Annotated in this window: 6 protein-coding genes; 3 read left to right on the forward strand and 3 right to left on the reverse strand. The window is 36.9% G+C overall.

All coding sequences use genetic code 11. From position 1 onward, the window contains the following. Window positions 1-12: 12 nt before the first annotated feature. A complete protein-coding gene (locus tag ABZC96_RS00910) occupies window positions 13-1,191 on the forward strand; it encodes a GGDEF domain-containing protein (RefSeq protein ID WP_373028410.1) in 1,179 nt (392 codons plus the stop codon). Between the two features lie 202 nt (window positions 1,192-1,393). Here ABZC96_RS00910 and ABZC96_RS00915 read toward each other — a convergent pair whose 3' ends face one another. Continuing rightward, window positions 1,394-4,330, reverse strand: a complete 2,937-nt coding sequence (locus tag ABZC96_RS00915) for a hypothetical protein (protein ID WP_373028411.1) — start codon at window positions 4,328-4,330, stop codon at window positions 1,394-1,396. A gap of 201 nt (window positions 4,331-4,531) precedes the next feature. Between ABZC96_RS00915 and ABZC96_RS00920 the strand changes: the two genes are divergently transcribed. After that, window positions 4,532-5,557 (forward strand): aldo/keto reductase, encoded by a 1,026-nt coding sequence (locus tag ABZC96_RS00920; protein WP_373028413.1) that lies wholly within the window; start codon window positions 4,532-4,534, stop codon window positions 5,555-5,557. Between the two features lie 356 nt (window positions 5,558-5,913). On the opposite strand, the gene ABZC96_RS00925 is transcribed toward ABZC96_RS00920, so the two are convergent. Further along, complete coding sequence (locus tag ABZC96_RS00925; protein ID WP_373028414.1) at window positions 5,914-6,336, reverse strand: hypothetical protein; 423 nt, start codon at window positions 6,334-6,336, stop codon at window positions 5,914-5,916. A gap of 113 nt (window positions 6,337-6,449) precedes the next feature. Between ABZC96_RS00925 and ABZC96_RS00930 the strand changes: the two genes are divergently transcribed. Beyond that, the gene (locus tag ABZC96_RS00930) at window positions 6,450-7,592 is read left to right on the forward strand and encodes a type IV pilus twitching motility protein PilT (RefSeq protein WP_373028415.1); all 1,143 of its coding nucleotides are present in this window, start codon (window positions 6,450-6,452) and stop codon (window positions 7,590-7,592) included. A gap of 147 nt (window positions 7,593-7,739) precedes the next feature. Here the strand turns inward: ABZC96_RS00930 and ABZC96_RS00935 are convergent, their stop codons facing one another. Further along, complete coding sequence (locus ABZC96_RS00935; protein ID WP_373028416.1) at window positions 7,740-7,862, reverse strand: entericidin EcnAB; 123 nt, start codon at window positions 7,860-7,862, stop codon at window positions 7,740-7,742. Window positions 7,863-7,955 lie beyond the last annotated feature (93 nt).

Below are 7,955 nucleotides of genomic sequence, written 5' to 3' on the forward strand. Positions count from 1 at the left end.
CTGAAAGGAGAATTGAATGACGGTATCTGTTCACAAAACGTTGCATGCAGAATGAACCTAAACAATTTTCTATTCAGTGGTTTTAAATTTAGCGGAGGTGAAGATCTTCTCCAGTTTAAATTTAAAATGCTGAACTCTATATTTATCACTGTTGCTTTTTTTTCTGCCCTGTTTGGAGTGCTTAGTGACTTAGGTATTAATGATATTGGCCCTATTCACTCTAAAGTTAATTATGTTTACAGTTTCCTCACGATCATGCTAATCTTCTTTCTCAGACAATCTAAAAAAAATTATGATCTAACCGCTCATGCTCTGCTTATCATATCCTTACTTACTTTTACTTCAGCACTTATTTTTGTACCTCAAGATGAGTTTAGAATGATATGGTTTTATCTTTTGATATATGTCGCCTACATGATTCATGATAGAAAAAGTGGTATATTTTATACTCTGGCTTCTATTATAATTATTTTAACAGTCAATTTTTTTATAGAATTACAGCTTTCATATGTAGCTATAAATTCTAGTATTTTTGGACTTCTCATAGGAAGTTTTTTATCTTATACTTATACCAATAAAATTACAAATTATGAAAACAGTTTAAAGCAACAAAATACTAGTTTAAGTGTTTTAGCCTCTACAGATTATTTAACAGGAATCATGAATAAACGTATGTTTAATGATATTTCTGAACACTACTTCCAAACAGCACAAAAAAATCATTTCCATTTAACCCTTTTACTACTTGATCTAGATCACTTCAAAAAGGTCAATGATACTTATGGTCATCAAGCTGGAGATCAATTATTGAAACGTTTTGTTAAAAAACTAGTAAGAATCTTAAATAAAAGTGATATATTTGCTCGTATCGGAGGTGAAGAGTTTGCAATTCTTTTATCTCAAATAAATAGTAATGATGCGTATATTTTGGCTGAAAAAATTCGTAAAGAAATTGAAAATGATTTTATAACTTATGAAGGACAAGATATTTTTGTGACAACTTCTATTGGTATCAGTGAAAACAAAGAGACAGATACCGAATTCAAGAATATTTTCTCACGTGCTGATATAGCACTCTATCAAGCTAAGAATGAAGGACGTAACAAAACATGTTATATTGAGTTCTCAAACGATGATGTACATTGTCCTAATCCAAAAAAAGACAATGAAGTATTGAATTACTCTATCTAAAAAGTTTTCAAAATTCAGCAAATCCAGTTGCAAACTTATCAAGTCTCTTTTCTATACTCTCCTTAATGACCTCTGATTTGCATAAGAAGAAAAAAAGAACGAGGTGTTTGCAGATTTAAGTTATGAAGATTGTATAAGGGGTTACCTTCTAAAAAGAAGGTAACCTATTGTTCTCTAAAATAGGAAAGTATCCTATTAACTATTATTGAAATAATACAAAACCGCCTGCACCATCTGCTACATAGACACGACCGTTCCAGACGACTATATCAGTTGCACTTCCTGCTGTATTGGCATGATCAACTAATACAGGGTTTGCTGCATCTGTCCAATCTATCTTTATGGCACCAGCATCACCGTAAGCTACATAAATGTAAGTTTTACCACCTACAGTGACAGCATCTATACCTGATGCTCCACCACCCCATTCAGAGAAATCTGTACCTGCAACCAAGTCATTTGTGTAGGTACTGGCATCCTGAAGTTTCAGATATCCAGCAGCATCATAACGACCATCACGTCCCATTTCTGTGCCAGGATGTGGTACTGGATTAATCAGATCAGCAGTATTGTAGGCTAACACACCAAAGCTGTCATAAGTAAAGAAGGCATAGTTACCCACAACCTTCACTGAAATAGCTACACCATCTGCATTGTGAGCATTTGCATCCTCCCACTTGATAGGCTGGAATGTTTTAACGATTGACAAATTACTCGGATCACTGATATCAATGACAGTAATTCCTGTGGCACCTCCTGCAACAAAGGCATAATCACCCCATAATGCTATACCTGTTGCATTATTGATTCGATCTTCACCTGTTCCTTTAATATTATCTACAATGAATACCGGATTATTATCAATATTAGGTGTTTCATTCAAATTGTATACTGTTACTCCGCTAAGACCATCTGCTGTAAATGCTAGATCTCCTCTCACAGCAACATCATAAACTCTATCTTCTAAGTCAATACCCGCAACTTTGGTTTCTTCAATGCTGTGCTCATAGATATCTCCACTGGTTGGATAGAGCAGCTCTGGAGCACCTTCAGTACCCATCACATTGACATTCACGCGGCGAAGTCCCGCACTAAGAGATGCTACCATTGCCGACTTAGTCACTCCATCATTGATAACCACAACTTCATCTGCATGCGGTGTCGGGTACATCACTGTTCCGTTTACATCAATACTGTTTTCACTTTGAAGTGTATTACCCACCAGTCTCACTTGATCTGTCGGGATGTTATTACAGCTTTCATCTGCCACTTTCCAGACCATCATTCCGTGTGGACCATCGGCAAGGTAGAGAAGATTATCATAAGTTCCTACACCTGCTGCATGTCCGACACTGATCTCTGGTGCATCATAGCCAACTGGAGCTGCACCAATTTCATCAGTAGTTGCAAAGTGCTTTGTGACGTTAAAGTCATAAGTTGGGACTGTCCCATACACTTCGATAAAGTTAAGACCACCTGCTCCTGCAGCCATAATAATATCAGCAGGAACTGCATCAGTTTCATCAAAGCTGCTACCCGTAAGCGCCAAAGAGTTACCATGACCGCCTACTTCACCCGTTGTTAACAGGATCGGTAATTCACTAGTGTAATCTGGAAGCGCTTCATCTACGGTTGATGAGACATTCATATCATAAGAAGTAACAAACTCATAAGATGGCAAGTGTTCTACCGTATCATTTATATCATTATCATATGGTGCGTCTGGTCCATGCCAAGTACTATCAGGATTAGTTGCATCATTAACCACCATGAGCCCACCAAAATGATCCGTATAGAACACTTTATCTGATGCCGTATCTACTTTTACATCAGCCACACCGGCATCTTTAAGCATACCTGCCCCCTGTCTTGAGAAGACAGAATCAGATCCTCCTATCAGTCTGTCATCCGGTCCGTGTGCAGGGATGGCTGGTACATATCCTAAATATGTCGCATCTAGGAAATTATATTTTGTTGTACAATCTGCACTTCGCGCTGTTGCAGTCTCATACCCTGTAACATTCACCGCAACCATACCGGCCATACCATAAGCGATATAGGCAATAGTCCTTCCTCCAATAGTGGCCACATCTATATTTCGTGCATCATAGTAGTATTTACCCAAAGTTTCAAAATTTGCCCATGGCGTTTTGGTCGCACCATTGATTTCAAGGCTTGCCTGTGTATAATCTGGCATACCCGTACAACTGTCAATACTAGTTCCATCACTTGAAACATCCAATGTTCTAAACCAATCTTCTGTTACAGAAGTATCGATATAATGGTTATAACGTCCAACCTGATCTAAATCAGTGTCATAGATTCCCATACCCATAAAGCCTTGCGCAACAAATATTTTAGTATCGTTACCTTCACCGACCAATGTCAAACTTTTTGGACCGCCCCATGGACTTTCACCCGCATACTGCAAGGTATAGACTTCATCATCTATCTTCAAAGTACTATCAATGGTATCCAAAGTATGAGTAAAAAAGTTCTCCAAGGCTGTCTTGTGTAGACCATAACCTTCATCACCAATTATTAACTGCCACGATGGATTTGTAGTATTCCCTTCATTATAAACAGCCAGTGAACTAATAGGTGCACGGCTACTTGAGATACTGTTACCTGGAACAATAGTCCCACTACCTTCAGTCCACGTAATGTTATCTTCATTGTAGTTGACCTTTACAGTAAGCTCTGGTCTAGGTGTCAAAACACCTGTATCTGAGATTTCAACTGCTGTAATCCCCTCTTGTCCCATAGCTAATAAAGCATAAGTAGTAGTATTGTAATTTACAATCTCTATATCATGGATATAACCTTCTACTTCAACTCCGGTTTCACTCAACGGCGTATCAACCGAAGTGATATGTAACTCATTTGCAGTGTTATAGAGCGTCCAATTAGTATCAGCAACATTGAGTAGTTCTACACTTGTTGTAGCACCACCAATTCGCACTTGCCCGTCTGACAAAGAGGCTTCTATAGGCGTACTACATTTACTTAGAGTTGGATCAGTGGTGCCGCCACCACCCCCGCCACTGCCACAGCCAGTCATATAAGCCATACCTCCAATTAAAATAGCACTTAATACTGCTGATATTTTCACATTTTTTTTATTCAAATATCTTCTCATCTTAATTCCCTGCCTTTAACATAAGATTATGGAAAAATATATGTCCACATTCTTATAGTTTATAACTTATTGATTAATATATGGTTAATATATAATTGTTTATCTCTTACATTAGAACTTACTTAGATAGAATCATAACAAGAGACCAAAGCCTTAGAAAACTTAAGTTATGATATAAAACTAAATTTTATAGGGACCATCATGAAGTATAGATATATAGGGAAAACAGGTCTTCGTGTCTCACCCATTTGTATGGGTACGATGACCTTTGGAACACAATGTGACAAAAAAGAAGCTTTTGCCATTATGGACAAAGCCTATGAGCATGGAGTTAACTTCTACGACACAGCCGAACTCTACCCTGTTCCACCCGATGCAAAACTGGCAGGGATTACAGAAGAGTGGGTAGGTGAATGGATGAAGACAAAACCTCGTGATGCTATCATCCTTGCGACAAAGGTAGCTGGCGCTGCAAGTGGTTGGTTCGTTCCCCCTATTCGCCATGGCCTAACAGCCATCGACCGTTTTCACATTGAACGTGCAATAGAAGGGAGTTTGAAACGACTAAAAACAGACTATATAGACCTCTATCAAATGCATTGGCCCGATACGATCGTCCCTATAGAAGAGTCACTTGAAGCATTTGACAGACTGGTAAAAGCAGGAAAAGTACGTTACATGGGTACTTCTAATGACACTGCATATGGCACAAGCAAAGCGTTGATGACATCTCAGTATAAAGGACTCGCACGATTTGAATCCATACAAAACAACTTTTCTTTACTTAACCGTAGGTTTTTAGATGAGCTCTCTACCCTTTGTACAAATGAACAGGTTTCACTCCTTCCCTACTCACCCCTTGCCGGAGGTGTACTCTCTGGAAAATATAACCAAGGACTAAGACCCGAAGATGCTGAAGGAAGATTTGCAACCTATCTAAAATCTCCTAACCAAAGACAACGTATCATGGCACAACGTTTTATGAATAACAAAACATTGGCCTCCACTCAAAAATACTTGAAAATAGCAGCTGATGCTGGTATGCACCCTGTTACACTGGCTACCGCATGGTCAAAACAGTTTGATTTTGTGGCTTCCACCATCATAGGGGCAACACATACAGATCAACTGGATGCATCACTTGCAGCTATGGATCTCACACTCAGTGATGAAGTTTTAAGAGCCTGTGACAAAGTACATGAAGAGATACTCTACCCTATGGGGTAAACCATTATACTTAGTCCTAAATAGTTTAGAAATCGATATAGATTTAATTTATAAATGAAAAGTGATATGTAGTATTATTTATGATTTGTAATTATGAGGAACCAGCCCATCATTTTGGCCGATATTTCCTCGAAACTCTAATTCTCTTGGATCACATCTCATAACATGAAGAAACATATAGACATATCCGCCCACTACAAGCGCCAATAAAAACAAACAAAATGGTATGATAACCCACAGACTCATATGTACTCCAAAATATATTAAATTATTATTCATTTTATCAGAATATCGTATAAATATCAAATCAAATGAGTTAAGCTAAAGATTCTCAAGTCTCCTATACTTATCTTGTATTATTTATATGCTATACCATCTTTGATAATAAAAGTATCTTGCATTAACTGTAAAGACCCAGAATTATTTTTTGCTCTATATCGGCACACTGTTGTCCATCCTCTATCACCTGCACGAATAGGACCACATCTTTCCTCTTCCAGAGAATCAGGGTACTTGAGTGTTTTATTCCAATACTCATATACTGCAGGAGGTACACCTGTACTGTATCTCCCATGTGGTTTTTGACCAAACATTGCTTCTAAATCTTTTAGTTTTTGGGCCTCAACAGCAAGTAGCATAGCTCTTTCTTTTTCTTGTTCTGTGATATGCACATCTATAGGTGATGTAGTCTCATTTGTATTGGGTTTCATCCATAAGGGTTCTGTCACCCAGAGACCAAACAGTATGACTGCAAAAAGTACATATTTCATAATTGACATTTAATCTCCTTTTATTTTACTCTATCAATAAATTTATTTTTTTACTCTTTATCTATTATATAAGCTAATAAGCTGTAGTATAATATAAATATATAAAAGAAATGGAGTAGAATATGTCTTTAACACAAAATATACAACAGCGATTGGATTCTTGGCTATATATGTTAATTGAAGCAGAGGGAGCTGACCTGCATCTGAAAAGTAATGGGAAGATCCACGCACGTGTAAAAAGTGATATTGTTCTTTTATCTAATGAGAAATTAGATGAAAAAACCGTTGAATCACTTGTTAAAGTATTGATTGGTGATGCATATGAAGACTTTATAGAGACTAAAGAATTTGATGGTGCCTATGCACTGGATGAAAACTACCGTTTTCGTATCAATATCTTTATGCATCTTGGTGGTTTCGCATTAGCCTTCCGTCTGATTCCTTCCTATATTAAAACCATAGAAGAGCTAAATCTTCCTTCAGCCTTACATAAACTTACCCATCTTCGTCGAGGTCTTGTTCTTATTACCGGTACTACCGGAAGTGGTAAGTCCACAACACTTGCAAGTATTATTGAAGAGATCAATAAGACATATCCGCATCATATTATCTCCATTGAAGATCCTATAGAATATGTACATAATGATGACAAATCTATCGTAGAACAACGTGAACTGGGATTGCATACTGGTAGTTTTTCTCGTGCATTACGTGCAGCAATGCGTGAAGACCCAGATATTATTGTAGTTGGTGAAATACGTGACCTTGCAACCGCTGAAAGTATTTTACAAGCGGTCAATACAGGTCACCTTGTCTTTTCTACTGTTCATACATTAGATGCCAGAGAAACAGTTGATCGACTCATTGCTATTTTCCCAAATGAAGAGCAAAATCGTGTACGAGCAACACTTGCTTCAACTCTTGAAGCTGTTATTTCCCAACGTCTGCTCAGAGGTATATCTGGAGATATGGTTCCTGCTGTAGAAATGATGTTTAAAAGTCCGCAAACTCAAGAGCTTATTCGAAACAAACGTGATCATGAAATTCCAGATGCTATTGAAAAAGAAGGTATTAGTTTTGATTCTATTACCTTTAATCGCGCTCTTTTTGATCTCACATTGGCAGAGAAAATCACTGAAGAACAAGCGTATCAGTATGCAAGTAGTCCTTCTGATCTTAAATTGATGTTTACAGTAAGTACAGAATATGAAGAAAAATTTCATGCAGATACAAAAAATGAAGCTCCTGAGCTTAAAGAAGAATAGTAATCTATTTCTTTATTTAATATAAAAAATAAACATATAAAATTAACTCACATTTTAAAATAGATAGAGTCACTTATACCCTTAGAAATAAGGGGTATATTAAAGAAGAACACTACGTATCTCTACGTAGTATTTATAAAGTTTATATTATGCTGTCACTACATCCCATGTTTTGTCTGCATCTTTTTTAACTCCATGCCACGTTGCACATCCATTCATACTCATCCCTATAAATAGAGTAAGCATTAAAAATAATAAAGATTTCTTCATATTATTGATCCTTTTTTCTAAAATTATATCAAAACTCAATAAGTATTATATTATTCAGCAGAAACTTCTTCTTCATCTATTTCTTTTAGTGGT

Origin of the sequence: Sulfurovum sp. (assembly GCF_041551015.1) — a bacterium.
In the GTDB taxonomy this organism is placed as follows: Bacteria; Campylobacterota; Campylobacteria; order Campylobacterales; family Sulfurovaceae; genus Sulfurovum.

Bases quoted from the DNA above. Each gene is read 5' to 3' on its own strand.
- ABZC96_RS00930 (WP_373028415.1), top strand. From the start codon at position 6,450: ATGTCTTTAACACAAAATATACAACAGCGATTGGATTCTTGGCTATAT.
- ABZC96_RS00915 (WP_373028411.1), bottom strand. From the start codon at position 4,330: ATGAGAAGATATTTGAATAAAAAAAATGTGAAAATATCAGCAGTATTA.
- ABZC96_RS00920 (WP_373028413.1), top strand. From the start codon at position 4,532: ATGAAGTATAGATATATAGGGAAAACAGGTCTTCGTGTCTCACCCATT.
- ABZC96_RS00935 (WP_373028416.1), bottom strand. From the start codon at position 7,862: ATGAAGAAATCTTTATTATTTTTAATGCTTACTCTATTTATAGGGATG.
- ABZC96_RS00925 (WP_373028414.1), bottom strand. From the start codon at position 6,336: ATGTCAATTATGAAATATGTACTTTTTGCAGTCATACTGTTTGGTCTC.